The sequence below is a fragment of the Pseudomonas sp. B21-054 genome (assembly GCF_026016345.1).
Classification (GTDB): Bacteria; Pseudomonadota; Gammaproteobacteria; order Pseudomonadales; family Pseudomonadaceae; genus Aquipseudomonas.
In genome coordinates, this window is record NZ_CP087204.1 from 1,216,386 (window position 1) to 1,230,306 (window position 13,921).

A 13,921-nucleotide genomic window follows, 5' to 3' on the forward strand; every position below is an offset into this window, starting at 1 on the left:
AATTACCTCTCCTTACTTGCAATTAGTTGCTGCTGGTTAAAAAAAACAACAGGTTTCGGGGCAGTTCTATAGAGCACTCAGATTCCAACGCTTTAATTTGAGATGTATTAAGTTCGTAATCGTAAAAATAGTCTTCTTCTTTGGTCCAGCTCATTATTTTTGCTAAAACTTGAGTGTCAATGCAGAGCGTTTTTTCGTATGAAGCGAAGTCGTCGCCGTCCATTACCCCCATTATTTTGTGTTTCATGGCTCTATCCACCTCGTTGGGTCGGCTGGTTTGGTTTGGGCTCCCGTAATATGGTCGAATTCGCCCAAGTGCTTTCCTCGCTTGTTATATTTTTCTACTGCACCATGCTGTAAATCCCATTCATATATTATTTTGTCATTATCTTTCCAGCGAGGACGTAATCCTCCTCCTTTCATGCGGGTTTTGGGTGGCGCCCATTTCGCACTTGGAAAAGCAGGTAAAAAATCTGGTTTCGGGTGGTAGTCATGATGAGGCGTACTCACCACAACATAAACCGGCCGAACCCCCGAATCCGCCGGAAACACCAGAATGAAATCCTTGTACTCCGGCGGATAGATCGGGTCGACGATGATGCTGTCGGCCACTGGCGTCGGGGGATAGATCCAGATGTGAGGCGCCTGGGGCGCGGCTTCCAAGGCGGGAATGCCTAGGGTGTCGGCTGGATTCGCGGCCGGCGTCCAGATCAGTTCGATGCCATCACCCAGGTCGGCGATGAACTGGTCGGCGCGAGGGGTGAACTGGACAACGTCGACCATTTCCCAATCACGATTCTGGCCGGTGTAAAAGCCGTAGCCTTTGAGACTGCCATCGACCTGCTGCTCGATGCTCAGGCGCATGCGGCTGCGGGCCTGTTTGAGATTGCGTAACTGGTCTTCGCTGTAGAGCGCGCTATCGCCCAGGCTGGACGGCCAGAGCATGGCGACGATGCCTGTCAGCAGGGCAGCGCCGACGGTGCTGCCGGCAACTGCAGCCGAGGAAGTCGCCGAACCGCCCAGCGCGAGCCTGCCCAAGGGAACGGGAGCCGTTCCAGCGCCGATCTGCTTGAGGGGGATCGCGCCAGATGGATCGGCGCCGCGACCGCCGAGCCACATGAGTTCGCCGTACTGTTTGACCAGATCTGCCGGGACGTAGCCGTTGGGGTTGCTGTAATCGATGATGCCGTTGGGGAGCTTGCAGCTTTTGGCAAACACGCTTCCGGTCACGATGGGTAAAGGCTTTTTATCCACCGTGGCCCAGCGTTCTTGCTCATAGGCCGCCTGCCGGGCAAGCAGGGCTTCGTAAGCCCGCTGCCGAGCGTCGCGCTCGGCCAGTTCGGTGGCCGTCATGTCCCGATAGGTGACGTGATGCCCGTCACCGCCGGGCGGGTTTCGGACCTGGGGGATGTCTTTTTTGCGTGTCGCCACGTGGTTGTCTCGTCCAGTGAGTGCGGGACAGACGCTAACGCGGGAAGAGAGGGACGCGATGTAGGAGGTTTCTTGAAGTGGTTGTTCCGGTTTCCTCAATACAAGTAGGGCTGGATATTGAGGGGCGGAGCAATCTGAAGCGTCAGATGGGGCTGTCAGTCATTGGGCAACCGCAACTCGTCAGCCGACGTCGCCTTGCGCCTTTGCCTACAACTACGCCAGAATCCGCCGGCTTGTTCGCCTTGGGTTGCGTCGGTAGTTTGAGACCTGTCACTGCTCATCAGTGATCGGGTTTAGCAGCTCGTGGTGAAACAAGTTGTGCAAGGCGTCATCCAGTCAGGACTCCCATCCTGCACTTGATGGTGGCTGTGCGCAGGGCGTCCCCGGACGCGCCGGTTTCTTGTTTCCCCGGTCTGCTAACCTGCGTACAGCTGCCTCCCATCGTTTAGCAGCGAGTGGGTGATGGCTCCTACTACAGGAAGCAAGAGAATGGCAAAAGTTACTCCGAATCCCCCAGATGCCGACGAACACATCTCCCGTGCTCAATCTACCCGCAACAAGAAAATCGATGACGCTGCTACGCGAGCGTTGGATTTTTATTTGAAGCCCAAGCCTAAGAGCGAAACGTCTGATAAGTCAGACTCCATTTTCCGGATTGACCCTGCGGTTGATTCTGAATGTTTGCTTGCGAATCTCAGTGAGAACCTTGCTTCGGCGAATGCCATGATCAGCGATCTAGCGTTTGATCTGGACGGGTCGCGACGGCGTGTTGCGTTAGGGATTTTGCAGGTGATTGAGCTGAATGAGCTATTGGCGAATCGGGCGTTGGATATTGTTGAGGTGAGGTAGGTTGGGCATGTGGATCGTTAATCCACGAAGCATAAAGGGGTCTTGCTGAGCAAGACCCTTTTAAATGATTCCGTCCCCGTTACCACTGAATTAAGCGTCTCTATCGCGGCACGAGTGCCACTGACAGCTTCAATATTTCGGAGTATCTGAAGGAAGGCTGATGAAGAAAGGCGGGCAGATTTATTATTCTGAAAATAAATCTGATAATCATCTGGCCGGCCTCCTCACCTCACAGATGTGGCGCAAAATTCAAGGTGCGAACTTTAGACGAATGCTTAACGCAGTACAGATGAATGATGTGCGGAATGATTTGGGTAATCGATCCGCCTCATGGGTGTCATTTAGATGGGTAGCTATTTGATCTCGGTTGAGGTCATTCTGTCTTTGTTTGCTCGAATTGCTCTTGTCTTAATGTTTGTGCCTTTCGTTTTAGAACGTATCCGATGACTCCTGAAAAACATGTGGCCAAGAAAGACCATGCGAGATTTACCCATGCACTTACATTGAATTCTTGGGTGAAATATACTCCGAACATCTTCACGCCAGTGAGTCCTATGAGAAATAAAGTTATAGATAGTGCTGAATAAAGAATTTGTAAGGGGATGATTTTCTCCAGCGCTACTGTCATAAATATGTACCACGCTGAAATCAGGCAAATGCTAGTTATAACTCCGATGGCCGAGAGAGGTAGTGGAATTACGCTTCGCTCCATCGTGGCTCCCTCATTTTTTGCCTGACGAATATGTTTGATGGCGAAAATACTTTTGTCTGGCTGTTCCTGCTTGCTGATATTTGAGATTCCAAGGATTCGGGCGGATACTCCCTGTACTTTTATATCGTTATCGCTAAAGAGTTTTAGGATGAAAATATCGCCAGGGTTTATCAAGAGTGGCTGTATGATCGTCTGTCCTCCGGATTGGCTTAGTTGAAGATTTATGCCGGCCGGGTAGGAGTCAACAAGTTGGCTGGCTAAAACGTTGCCACCTGATGTTTCTATTTTAATAGGAGTGTCAAAATCCTCTTTTTTTATTGGGATTTTTCCGGTATTTTTCAACAGTAGTGTGATAAACGTTCCTTTCGATATGTCTTTTCCTTTAAATGATAGCTTTATCTGAGAGCTGACCGGATCATTTTCATCCAGATCTGATATAAAGACTTTTCTGAAGATGGTGTACTCTAACGATTTGTTATCTGAAAACATGCTACTCCAATAAGGAGAAAGCAAAAAAATTAACAAAGGTACAACCAATCCAGTAATTAACGCTGTAATATGTCCTTTCACGAATCGAATGCTTCCAGCCGAACTAAAAAATACAGGATGTCACATTGCTATATCAATTGACAACCTCAGAAGCCGTCGGTTTATTTGGCTGCTCATTCGACGCCTTGGTTTCGGTGCTCGCTCGTTGGGCACCCGCCCGAACGCACGTAAGCCTATCGGCCCGACGGATACCCATTGTGGAGAAAATGGGACTGAGAAAATGGGACGGATTTATTTTCTTTGGCTGTGCTGTGCTAGTCCTCGTTTAAGCAGCTTGGATACCCGGGTTGCAGCAAACCATGCAAATTGACCAAAACCAACCAGCAGGCGCTTCAGCACACGAAGGCACTGGCCCAGCCGATACCGTGCTGCCCTCAGAACGCGCCGCCTATCAGCCACAGGCCGTGCATCAATCAAACACAGCTTGGTAGTCGCCAAGGCCACTTTTGCTCCGACCGCTACGGCGACAGCAAGGAAATACAGCCAACGCTGATTCTTGGCTTTGTCATGTTGACTGACCAGCGTCGACAACTGCTTCAGAGAAGGCTTGGCACCGGCGAGCCAGGGAATGATGCATTCGCTGGCCAAGGCTACGGTGTGGCTGCTGATGTTTTTGTCTACAAGTCCCGGCGGGCCATCAGGATTGACCGAGCAATAGCCGCGGGGGACGTACTCACAGGTGCTGGAGAGCGGCGATGAGCGCGACATGCCATTGGAAAAGTGCTTCACGGGGCACAACCGTTGGTTGTAGTCGTTGATCTCTTTGCGGATTGCGATCACATCTTCATCGCTTAGGGTTCTTCTATTCGCGGCGTAGAACCCTTTGGAGTCGTCCGGTGCGTAACCTATGAAGTAGCTGGCTTCACCTTCCTTGATGTGAGTAAAGGTCCACTGTGAATCGCTGCTCCACTGGCACGACTTCAGGCTACCCAAGCCATTAGCTTTACAGTAATCATCGTAGCGCCTGATCTGGCCCAACAGGAACGCGCTGGCGTCCTGGATGCTCGCTGTCGCCTCCTTTAGCAATGCGGCGTCTTCATTGGCGCCGTTGTCCGCCACGAAGAACACCGCTGCGACCAGTGCCAGCGGAAACCAGAAGTGGTCGTATAGCTGTCGGAAGTGTTCGGTGAGGTTGAGGTTGTCATAAATAAGAACCATGACACCCCATCCGGTGAGGGCGCAAAGCATCAACAGGGGAATCAGCCCGACTTCGCTGCCCAGCTTTCCAACGCCATTGATGGTGTAGCGGATGGGCAGGTAATTGATGGTTGGGAAAAGGCCCAGGCAGTTCAACACACCGGGTAGGAACAGGAGCGCGAAGAAGATGAACACGCCTCGCTTCTTGCTCACGGTAAAGGCCGTTGCTGCCAGCAAGGGAATCAGCAGCAGTGACAGCAGCATCAGATAGCCCAGCGTGAGCACCATCGCTTCATCGGGCGACCAGTAAGTTCCGGTGATTTGCCCGGCGTCGTTACGCCCAGTGAAGGTCGATGATACGACGCCAAGGCCTTCCAGGATCTGGTGCAGGTTGTAGGCAGCGCCGTGGAGAAATTTTACGTAAGGGTAGAAAAAATCCCCTATTGAAATTGACATCAATCTGAGTCCTTCAATTCTGTAGTCATTCCTTGGTTTGCGTAGAAAAGGACGTTTGCAATTGTGCCACCGTTGGTATGACGCGGAGATTTTCTGCCAGACGATTCAGCTCCCGCCCCAACACCGTATCCACCCCATCAACCGCCCCCAACGCCAAATCCAAGCACTGACCAATCTCACCCTGAATCCCAGCTACAGCGCCCCGCCGTACCAACAACTCAAAAACCTCATGATCGCAACTGCGGGCGTCATGAGCACCCCAAGCTGACTACTGCAATTACGACGGTCTAGGCTGATCCTTAAATGCAGGATTTTTTGCAAACACCTCGGCGATGAAATCCATGAATACAATGGCCCTTTTGGGGAGAAGCCGGTCGGCAACGTAGATGACTTGCACGGGGACAGGCGGAGCTGCGTAGTCCCTGAGCAACACCTGCAGATTGCCATTTTTCAGCCCTTGCGCGTAAAGCCATTCGGGCCCCTGTGCGATCCCCAGTCCGTCGTTTACACACTCTCGTATGGCCTCAGGTGAGTTGACCCGAAGCCTGCCAGAAACGGGAACATCGATATCCCGAAAGCGCCATGTGGTGCCTGTCGACAGCAGGGTGTAGATCAGGCAATCGTGCGTTTTCAGATCATTGGGCGTCGTGGGGATTCCGCGTTTGGCCAGGTATCCTTTGCTGGCAACGCATACACGCTCGAACCAACCTAGCGGCCGGGCACGCATTGCGCTGTCTTCCAGATGTCCGATGCGGATCGCCAGTTCAGCCCCTTCGTCGACCAGATTCACATAGCGATCATTGATCTGCAGGTCGAGCGTCAACTCTGGATAGCGCTCCAGAAATGTGGATACATGGGGCACCACGAATGCATGGGCTAGGGCGGTCGGGCAGGCGACTCGCAACAATCCGGATGGGGCGACGTTCTCCCTGAAGGACGACTCCGATTCTTCCACGGCATCGAGAATGCGCCGGGTATCTGCGTAATAGCGTTCTCCCTCGGGAGTAAGGGCAAGCTTTCGTGTGGATCGGTGAAGCAGCCTGGTTTGCAAATGATCTTCCAGCGCCGCCACATAGCGGCTGACGTTGGGCTGCCCCAGCCCCAGGTCACGCCCCGCAGCCGAGAAGCTTCCTGTCTCAACAGCGCGAACAAAGCAGGTCATCAGCAGTAGTCGATCCATCCAGGCCTCTCATTCATGCAATACAAGCATGAAATGTATTCGAATAGGCCATCTTATCAATCCACGGGTATGAATACATAGTTTCCCTCTGGCAGGTCAGTACATCGACTGACCGTAAAAACCGAAAAGGAAACTGACATGTCCCGATTGCAAGGCAAACGCACTCTCATCACCGGCGGCACCAGCGGCATTGGCCTGGAAACGGCTAAGCAGTTCCTCGCCGAAGGCGCGCGCGTGATCGTTACCGGCGTCAATCCGGAGTCCATCGCAAAGGCCCAGGCGGAACTGGGTAGCGAAGTATTGGTACTGCGTGCTGACTCAGCCAGCATCGATGCGCAGAAGGAACTGGCGCAGGCCGTTCAGACTCACTATGGCCAACTCGATGTTGCCTTTCTCAATGCCGGCGTATCCGTTTGGCTGCCGATCGAAGAGTGGACGGAGGAAATGTTTGATCGCTCCTTCGACATCAACGTCAAGGGGCCGTACTTTCTGATCCAGGCATTGCTGCCAGTCTTCGCGAACCCTGCGTCGGTGGTTCTCAATACCTCGGTTAGTGCACACCTCGGCGCCGCGCATTCATCAGTTTATGGCGCGACCAAGGCCGCGTTCCTGAACATGTCGAAGACGCTTTCCAGCGAACTGCTCCCGCGTGGTATTCGCGTCAATGCAGTCAGCCCTGGCCCGATTGATACGCCGCTTTACGACAAGCTCGGTATTCCCGATGCCTATCGCGAACAGCTCAACCAGGATATCGCAGCGACCATTCCGCTCGGCCGGTTTGGTACGCCCGAGGAAGTGGCCAAGGCCGTGCTGTACCTGGCGTCAGACGAGTCACGCTGGACGGTTGGCTCGGAACTCATCGTCGACGGCGGCCGCTCGCTTTAGTTGCCAACGAAACGCGAAGGAACGTCTCCTGCGCTTTTACGGAAAACTGATTGCCACTCAGGCTTTCTTGAGCGAAAAAGGGACAGCGAGAAAGATTTATTTTCTTTTGTGTCCCTTCCTGGCTTCAGCACTCGTTCGGCGGGCACCAGCCCGAACGCACGCAAAGCCTATCGGCCCGGCGGATATCCGTTGGGCCGATGTCATATTTGTGAGCAGCTGCATGTTCTGGATATTCCCGATGACTATCGCTTCATGGATCCTGAACTGGTGGACATGCTTGAGCTGGCGGTGACGCCGTACCTGTGTATTTGAGCATTTAGGGCAATCTTCACGAGCCGCCCTTTCCTCAATGGCTAGGCGAAACGATCAGGCTCACAGGGAGCTCACCCGCAATCTCCGATAACTCCGTTCGCAATGCCATGGTGTTCTTAACAAGGCCGCGAGGGTCGTAGACGAAGAAAATGATTGCATGGCATTCGGGATGGGCACGATAGCGTGCGATATCCAGGATCAGCTCGTCGGCTAGCGATCTTGCGGTCATACCGTCGCGCGTCATCTTGAGTTCAATAAAGAGCCCATGTTCAGGCAGGAGGAAGTCTGCGCGGGTGCCGCCTGCTGCCATGCTCGGGGACGGCTCTTCAGGCTTTACGTTATCGAACTGCAATCTTAGCAACGCGCTGACCAGAAACTGGACGTCGTATTCATCGTCGAGCTGAACTCCCTTTCGGCCGCGCGGGCGGTGTTCCAGGTCTTTCGCAAAACGGTGAAAACGCAGCAGCATGCGCTCGATGATCTTGTCGGCTCGCTCTTGGGGGGCGGGGAGCACGGGCATATCAAAGGAGAAATGCTCTTGGAGTATCTGTTCCTCAAACCTGCGTTGCGCTTTTGGTGGCCCTTGGAAAATTGCGCAGGCTGCTAGCCCGATCAGAACCAACTCGATGGTCAAAAACAAAACAAGATAGCCTATGGAGACGGTCACTTTGTACTGGCCATCAAGCTTGTATTTGCTGCCTCCTCCCTGCCTGGGCTCGTCTCGTGGTACCAGTTTCAGGTTGAAAGTGACCATCACCCCGCCAATTCGATGTACGCCCTGTAAACCATGCAGCGAATCCAGGTCGATCTCCCCGCGGTTATACAGGTCGAGCAGAGCAAAGACCTCCCGGGTTGCCCGTTGATACTCTTCGCTATTGATCACTTCAAGCACTGCGGGATTGGTAACTCCAGAGTCCTCAAACCATGGGGCTATCCATGAGCAGTAAGTGAGGATGGGCATCAACGTCAGTATGATAAACCCGACCTTGGCGAACATGCGCCAGCGCCGGTTCTCCATCACTAACTCGCCCAGCGTGTCGTTTTCGCGACTTCTAACAAAAAATGCAGAGATCCATTTCAGCAAAACGTATTTCTCCAAGATGTTCGGTTGCGCCAGGTCTTGCAGGTTTACTGGATATCTTTCAGGTAATCCCTAAGGGTTATAAGCGGATCCCGAAGCTCCTCTATCGTCTGGGTAGCGCCGAAGTCAGTCACCAACCGCCCCAGTTCCCGTCCCAGAATTGTGTTGCTGCCCCCTATCGCTTCCAGTGCCAAGTCCAGGCAGTGCTGCACTTTCGCCTGGATAGCTTGGATGTCTTCCCTGCGCACTAGCAACCCAAACACCTCCCGATCACAATCGCCCATCAACGGATCATCCCGCAAAATCGGACTATGCCCCTCCGTCTCATAAGCCAGCTTCAGCGAGTAAAGAGCGACCGTTTCCAGCAGCAATTCCATGGGGTGAAGTCCTTTGTCATCGGGTGAGGAGGGTGCGGTGGAGCTGTGCAACATTCCAAGCCTTGAAAGCCGTAGCTGGGAGCATCGCTTGGGGGCGGTGAGTGCCGCCGGTATTAGGGGCTGCTTCGCGGCCCAGCGGGGATAAATCCCCTCACCACAAAAGCGGGTGGGGATTGGTTGGGATCTGCGTTAGCCACAAAAAACAACTTTTCTACAGACGAAAAAAAAGACCTTGAATTTCAAGGTCTTTTTTTAAGATGGTGCCCCGAGGGAGACTCGAACTCCCACTCCTTTCGAAAACGGATTTTGAATCCGCCGCGTCTACCAATTCCGCCATCAGGGCTCAATGGCGGCGAAGTATAGAGAGGTGCCTACCGTTGGTCAATCACGTTTCATGGTGAATTTTTGATATTTCCGCTAGACTTTCCGGCCCTGCTAGACGAACCCCATCATGCGTGTTGCTGACTTTACCTTCGAACTCCCGGATTCGCTGATCGCTCGCCACCCTCTGGCCGAGCGTCGCGCCAGTCGACTGTTGACCCTGGATGGGGTCAGCGGTGCCATGGCTCACCGTCAATTCACTGATTTGCTTGAGCATTTGCGCCCGGGCGATTTGATGGTGTTCAACAATACCCGGGTGATTCCAGCGCGGTTGTTTGGCCAGAAGGCCTCCGGCGGCAAGCTGGAGATTCTGGTGGAGCGGGTGCTGGACAGTCATCGTGTGCTGGCCCATGTGCGCTCCAGCAAGTCGCCCAAGCCGGGTTCGTCGATTTTGATCGACGGCGGCGGTGAGGCAGTGATGGTGGCGCGGCATGATGCGTTGTTCGAGCTTGAGTTTGCCGAAGAGGTGTTGCCGCTGCTCGACCGTGTCGGGCACATGCCGTTGCCGCCTTATATAGACCGCCCGGACGAAGGTTCGGACCGCGAGCGTTATCAGACCGTGTACGCCGAGCGCCTGGGGGCGGTGGCGGCGCCGACGGCGGGGTTGCATTTCGATCAGCCGTTGCTGGAGGCGATTGCCGCCAAGGGCGTGGAGACCGCGTTCGTGACGCTGCACGTGGGCGCGGGCACGTTCCAGCCGGTGCGGGTCGAGCGCATCGAAGACCACCACATGCACAATGAATGGCTGGAAGTGAGCCAGGAAGTGGTCGATGCCGTGGCGGCTTGTCGCGCCCGCAATGGGCGGGTGGTGGCGGTGGGGACCACCAGCGTGCGGTCCCTGGAAAGCGCCGCCCGCGATGGCGTGCTCAAGCCGTTCAGTGGTGACACTGACATCTTTATCTACCCGGGCCGGCCGTTCCATGTGGTCGATGCCCTGGTCACCAACTTTCATTTGCCCGAATCCACGTTGTTGATGCTGGTTTCGGCGTTCGCCGGTTATCCCGAAGCCATGGCCGCCTACAAGGCCGCCGTCGAGCATGGATACCGCTTTTTCAGCTACGGTGATGCGATGTTCATCACCCGTAACCCCGCGCCACGCGGACCCGAGGAAACAGTATGAGTCGCACCTGTCGCATGTCCTTCGAGTTGCTCGCCACCGATGGCAAGGCTCGTCGCGGTCGTCTGACCTTCCCCCGCGGAACCGTGGAAACCCCGGCGTTCATGCCGGTGGGCACCTACGGCACGGTCAAGGGCATGCTGCCACGGGACATCGTCGCCACCGGCGCGGAGATCATCCTCGGCAACACCTTCCACCTGTGGCTGCGCCCGGGCATGGAGGTGATCAAGGCCCACGGCGACCTGCACGATTTCATGCAGTGGAAAGGCCCGATCCTGACCGACTCCGGCGGTTTCCAGGTGTTCAGCCTCGGCGCGATGCGCAAGATCAAGGAGGAGGGCGTGACCTTCGCCTCTCCTGTGGACGGTTCCAAGGTGTTCATGGGCCCGGAAGAGTCGATGCAGGTTCAACGCGACCTGGGCTCGGACATCGTGATGATCTTCGACGAATGCACGCCGTACCCGGCCGATGAAGACGTGGCGCGGGTGTCCATGGAGCTGTCGTTGCGCTGGGCCCAGCGTTCCAAGAACGCCCATGGCGAAAACACCGCGGCGCTGTTCGGCATCGTCCAGGGCGGCATGCACCGCGACCTGCGCATGCGCTCCCTCGAAGGCCTGGACAAGATCGGCTTCGACGGCCTGGCCATCGGCGGTCTGTCGGTGGGCGAGCCCAAGCACGAGATGATCAAGGTGCTCGATTACCTGCCAGGGGAAATGCCTGCTGACAAGCCTCGTTACCTTATGGGCGTTGGCAAACCGGAAGATCTGGTTGAGGGTGTGCGCCGCGGGGTGGACATGTTCGATTGCGTGATGCCAACCCGTAATGCCCGCAATGGGCATCTGTTCATCGACACGGGCGTGCTGAAGATCCGTAACGCGTTCCATCGCCATGATGATTCGCCGCTGGATCCGACCTGCGATTGCTACACGTGCCAGAACTTCTCCCGTGCTTATCTGCATCATTTGGACAAGTGCGGCGAAATGCTGGGTAGCATGTTGAATACCATCCACAATTTGCGCCATTACCAGGTGCTTATGGCTGGTTTGCGCGAGGCTATTCAACAGGGTACATTGGCCGCCTTTGTCGAGGCCTTCTATGCCAAGCGCGGGTTGCCTGTTCCGCCCTTGGACTGAGTTTTCCGATCCCTAGATTCAATACTTGCAACTGGAGTGCTAAATGAGCTTTTTTATCTCTAATGCCATGGCTGACGCGGCTGCACCTGCTGCTGCCGGCCCTATGGGCGGCGGTTTCGAGTGGATTTTCCTGGTCGGCTTCCTGGTGATCTTCTACCTGATGATCTGGCGTCCACAGGCCAAGCGCGCCAAAGAGCAGAAGAACCTGCTGAGCAGCTTGCAGAAGGGCGATGAAGTGGTCACCACCGGCGGCATCGCTGGCAAGATCACTAAAGTGGCCGATGACTTCGTGGTACTGGAAGTGTCCGACACTGTTGAAATGAAGTTCCAGAAGGGCGCTATCGCGGCCACGCTGCCAAAAGGCACGCTGAAAGCGATCTAAGAGTTTCAACTTCTATTCAATCGACGGGGCGCGCAAGGCGCCCCGCGTCATAAGCGGGCGGCGTGATGCTGAACAAATACCCTCTGTGGAAATATGTACTGATCCTGGCGGTGCTGGCGGTCGGTCTGATTTATTCCGCTCCCAATCTTTACCCGGATGACCCGGCCATTCAGGTCAGTGGCGCAAGCACTGCGCTGCAGGTCACCCAGGCCGATCTGGACCGTGCGAGCGCTGCGCTCAAGGCGTCCAATATCGAGGTCAAGGCTGCGTCCATCGCCGAAAACGGCAAGGGCGGCCTGCTGCGCCTGGTCAAGTCGGAAGACCAGCTGCCGGCCAAGGACGTGGTGCGCAAGGCCATGGGCGATGATTACGTCGTAGCCCTGAACCTGGCCCAGACCACGCCGCAATGGTTGCGCAAGCTCGGCGCGCACCCGATGAAGCTCGGCCTGGACTTGTCCGGTGGTGTGCACTTCCTGCTGGAAGTGGACATGGAAAAAGCCCTCGACGCGCGCCTGAAAGTCTACGAAGGCGACGTCAAGAGCCTGCTGCGCAAAGAGCGCCTGCGCTATCGCAGCCTGCCGCAACTCGACGGTGCCATTCAGCTGGGCTTCAGCGATGAAGATACCCGCGAGCAGGCCCGTGCGCTGATCCGCAAGAACTTCAACGATTTCGACATTGTGCCGGCCGACCTCAATGGTCAGGCGGTGCTGCGTCTGGCGATGACCCCGGCCAAGCTGGCGGAAATCCGCGAATATTCCATCAAGCAGAACTTGACCACGGTCCGTAACCGCGTCAACGAGCTGGGTGTGGCCGAGCCGATCGTGCAGCGCCAGGGCGCCAACCGCATCGTGGTTGAGCTGCCAGGCGTGCAAGACACCGCCGAAGCCAAGCGTATCCTCGGCAAGACTGCCAACCTGGAATTCCGCCTCGGTGCTGAACCGGGTGCGTCCAAGGCTACTACCGAGAGCTTCGAGTTCCGTGAAGGCGGTCGTCCGGCGGCGCAGATCGAGCGTGGCCTGATCATCACCGGTGACCAGGTGACCGACGCCCAGGCGGGCTTCGACGAGCAGGGTCGTCCACAGGTGAACATCCGCCTCGATGGCCACGGCGGTGAACTGATGAGCCGCGCCACGCGCAGCAACGTCGGTCGCAGCATGGCGGTGATCTTCATCGAGCAGAAGCCGACCACCACCTACACCAAGCAAGTGGTCGATGGCGTCGAGAAAGACGTGCCGGTCCAGACCTTCAAGGAAGAGAAAAAGATCATCAGCCTGGCGACCATCCAGTCGCCACTGGGCAGCCAGTTCCGTATCACCGGCCTGAACGGCCAGGGTGAATCCTCGGAACTGGCCCTGCTGCTGCGTGCCGGTGGCCTGGCCGCGCCGATGTACTTCGCTGAAGAGCGCACCATTGGCCCGAGCCTGGGTGCCGACAACATCACCAAGGGTATCGATGCGTCGCTGTGGGGCATGCTGTTCGTCTCGCTGTTCATCATCGCCATCTACCGCTTCTTCGGCATCATCGCCACCGTCGCGCTGGCGGTGAACATGGTGATGCTGCTGGCCCTGATGTCGCTGCTGGGTGCCACGCTGACCCTGCCGGGTATCGCCGGTATCGTGTTGACCATGGGCATGGCGGTGGACGCCAACGTGCTGATCTTCTCGCGGATACGTGAAGAGATCGCCGCGGGCATGACGATTCAACGTGCGATCAACGAAGGCTTCGGCCGGGCATTCACCGCGATTCTCGACTCCAACCTGACCACGTTGCTGGTGGGCGGGATTCTCTTTGCCATGGGCACCGGCCCGGTCAAGGGCTTCGCAGTGACCATGTCCCTCGGGATCTTTACCTCGATGTTCACAGCCATCATGGTGACCCGCGCAATGGTCAACCTGATCTTTGGCGGTCGTGACTTCAAGAAGTTGTGGATTTAAGGGGC

At 55.8% G+C, this 13,921-nt stretch carries 13 protein-coding genes, 1 tRNA gene and 1 pseudogene; 7 read left to right on the forward strand and 8 right to left on the reverse strand.

Features of this window, described 5'->3' with window-relative positions:
- Positions 1-22: 22 nt before the first annotated feature.
- Complete coding sequence (locus LOY70_RS05250; protein ID WP_144923091.1) at positions 23-247, reverse strand: hypothetical protein; 225 nt, start codon at positions 245-247, stop codon at positions 23-25.
- Complete coding sequence (locus LOY70_RS05255; protein WP_265033942.1) at positions 244-1,431, reverse strand: colicin E3/pyocin S6 family cytotoxin; 1,188 nt, start codon at positions 1,429-1,431, stop codon at positions 244-246. The genes LOY70_RS05250 and LOY70_RS05255 overlap by 4 nt, the downstream gene beginning before the upstream one ends.
- 489 nt (positions 1,432-1,920) lie before the next feature.
- Between LOY70_RS05255 and LOY70_RS05260 the strand changes: the two genes are divergently transcribed.
- The gene (locus tag LOY70_RS05260) at positions 1,921-2,280 is read left to right on the forward strand and encodes a DUF6124 family protein (RefSeq protein ID WP_265033944.1); all 360 of its coding nucleotides are present in this window, start codon (positions 1,921-1,923) and stop codon (positions 2,278-2,280) included.
- Between the two features lie 373 nt (positions 2,281-2,653).
- Here the strand turns inward: LOY70_RS05260 and LOY70_RS05265 are convergent, their stop codons facing one another.
- From LOY70_RS05265 to LOY70_RS05280, 3 genes are all read right to left on the reverse strand, one after another.
- A complete protein-coding gene (locus LOY70_RS05265; RefSeq protein WP_265033946.1) occupies positions 2,654-3,562 on the reverse strand; it encodes a hypothetical protein in 909 nt (302 codons plus the stop codon).
- Between the two features lie 210 nt (positions 3,563-3,772).
- Complete coding sequence (locus LOY70_RS05270) at positions 3,773-5,134, reverse strand: hypothetical protein (protein ID WP_265033948.1); 1,362 nt, start codon at positions 5,132-5,134, stop codon at positions 3,773-3,775.
- Between the two features lie 277 nt (positions 5,135-5,411).
- Positions 5,412-6,314: a LysR family transcriptional regulator gene (locus LOY70_RS05280; RefSeq protein ID WP_265033950.1), complete on the reverse strand. Its 903-nt coding sequence runs from the start codon at positions 6,312-6,314 to the stop codon at positions 5,412-5,414.
- 138 nt (positions 6,315-6,452) lie between these two features.
- On the opposite strand from LOY70_RS05280, the gene LOY70_RS05285 reads away from it, so the two are divergent.
- Both LOY70_RS05285 and LOY70_RS05290 read left to right on the forward strand, forming a co-directional pair.
- The gene (locus tag LOY70_RS05285; protein ID WP_265033952.1) at positions 6,453-7,199 is read left to right on the forward strand and encodes an SDR family oxidoreductase; all 747 of its coding nucleotides are present in this window, start codon (positions 6,453-6,455) and stop codon (positions 7,197-7,199) included.
- A gap of 117 nt (positions 7,200-7,316) precedes the next feature.
- Positions 7,317-7,511, forward strand: a pseudogene (locus LOY70_RS05290) (phosphotyrosine protein phosphatase); the annotation flags it as partial.
- A gap of 34 nt (positions 7,512-7,545) precedes the next feature.
- On the opposite strand, the gene LOY70_RS05295 reads toward LOY70_RS05290, so the two are convergent.
- The 3 genes from LOY70_RS05295 to LOY70_RS05305 all read right to left on the reverse strand — a co-directional run bounded on the left by LOY70_RS05295 (position 7,546) and on the right by LOY70_RS05305 (position 9,312).
- Positions 7,546-8,595 (reverse strand): hypothetical protein, encoded by a 1,050-nt coding sequence (locus LOY70_RS05295; RefSeq protein ID WP_265033956.1) that lies wholly within the window; start codon positions 8,593-8,595, stop codon positions 7,546-7,548.
- Positions 8,596-8,639: 44 nt separating this feature from the next.
- Positions 8,640-8,969: a hypothetical protein gene (locus LOY70_RS05300; RefSeq protein ID WP_265033958.1), complete on the reverse strand. Its 330-nt coding sequence runs from the start codon at positions 8,967-8,969 to the stop codon at positions 8,640-8,642.
- 258 nt (positions 8,970-9,227) lie between these two features.
- Positions 9,228-9,312 (reverse strand) — tRNA-Leu (locus LOY70_RS05305).
- 108 nt (positions 9,313-9,420) lie between these two features.
- Between LOY70_RS05305 and queA the strand changes: the two genes are divergently transcribed.
- The 4 genes from queA (at position 9,421) to secD (ending at position 13,916) form a co-directional block, all read left to right on the forward strand.
- Positions 9,421-10,470 (forward strand): tRNA preQ1(34) S-adenosylmethionine ribosyltransferase-isomerase QueA, encoded by a 1,050-nt coding sequence (queA, locus tag LOY70_RS05310; protein ID WP_265033960.1) that lies wholly within the window; start codon positions 9,421-9,423, stop codon positions 10,468-10,470.
- 14 nt (positions 10,471-10,484) lie between these two features.
- On the forward strand, positions 10,485-11,600 hold the full coding sequence (gene tgt, locus LOY70_RS05315; protein ID WP_212800693.1) for a tRNA guanosine(34) transglycosylase Tgt: 1,116 nt from the start codon (positions 10,485-10,487) through the stop codon (positions 11,598-11,600).
- A 43-nt stretch (positions 11,601-11,643) separates the two neighbouring features.
- Entirely contained in the window at positions 11,644-11,982 is a 339-nt protein-coding gene (gene yajC / locus LOY70_RS05320; protein WP_007916913.1) for a preprotein translocase subunit YajC, read from the forward strand.
- Between the two features lie 65 nt (positions 11,983-12,047).
- Entirely contained in the window at positions 12,048-13,916 is a 1,869-nt protein-coding gene (gene secD / locus LOY70_RS05325; RefSeq protein ID WP_265033983.1) for a protein translocase subunit SecD, read from the forward strand.
- The last annotated feature ends 5 nt before the right edge of the window (positions 13,917-13,921 follow it).